The organism is Burkholderia sp. SR8 (assembly GCF_052851275.1).
The window spans coordinates 1-843 of record NZ_JAULUC010000075.1 but is presented as its reverse complement, the minus strand read 5'-3'; the positions used below and the strand labels follow the sequence as shown (position 1 = coordinate 843).

Genomic DNA, 843 nt, shown 5'->3' with positions numbered 1-843 from the left:
TGCCGATGGCTTCGGTGAGCCCCTTCAGGCCATCGACCACGGCAATCAGGATGTCCTGGCAGCCGCGCGTCTTCAGTTCGTTGAACACCTTGAGCCAGAACTTGGCCCCCTCGGTCTGCTTGATCCAGAGGCCCAGCACGTCGCGCTGGCCGTCGGCCTGGATGCCCAAGGCCAGATACACGGCCTTGTTGCTGACCACGCCGTCGTCGCGGATCTTGACCCGCAGCGCATCGAAGAAGACGACCGGATACATCGTCTCAAGTGGGCGGCTCTGCCAGCTCAGCGCCTCGGCCATTACCTCGTCGGTGACCGAACTGATGAAGTCGGGAGACACCTCGGTGCCGTAGTGCTCAGCCAGAAACCCTTGAATCTCGCGCACGCTCATGCCGCGGGCATACATCGCGATGATGCGCTCGTCAAAGCCGGTGAAGCGGCGCTCATGCTTGGGAATTAGGATCGGTTCGAAGCTGCCGTCGCGATCGCGGGGGACGTCGACCCGGACCGGGCCGCGATCGGTGATGACCGTCTTGCCGCTGGCGCCGTTGCGCTCGTTGGCTTGGCCGGCTGGCTTGGACTGGCCCGGCGGGTAGCCCAGATGCAGATTCATCTCGGCGCCCATCGCGCGCTCGATGACTGCCTTGTTGAACGCCAGCATCAAGTCCTGCACCTCGGCCGGTGTCATCGGCCCCTTGACCAACTGGTCCAGTAGTTCCTTAGGCAGTTCAGGCAGCGGCCCGCGGGCCGCTGCCTGACGCGCTACAGTTTGCCTTTTCTTCTTCATCGGCATATCCATGACTTTTGCCTCTCATGATATGCCTCGCCCACGAAATCACGGATAGGTCC

1 protein-coding gene is annotated in these 843 nt (G+C 62.6%); it reads right to left on the bottom strand.

The window, feature by feature from the left end; all coding sequences use genetic code 11:
- Nucleotides 1-787: IS256 family transposase (locus Q3A80_RS31870; protein ID WP_446332745.1), on the bottom strand; the 787-nt coding region annotated here is incomplete at its 3' end.
- Between the last annotated feature and the right edge of the window lie 56 nt (nt 788-843).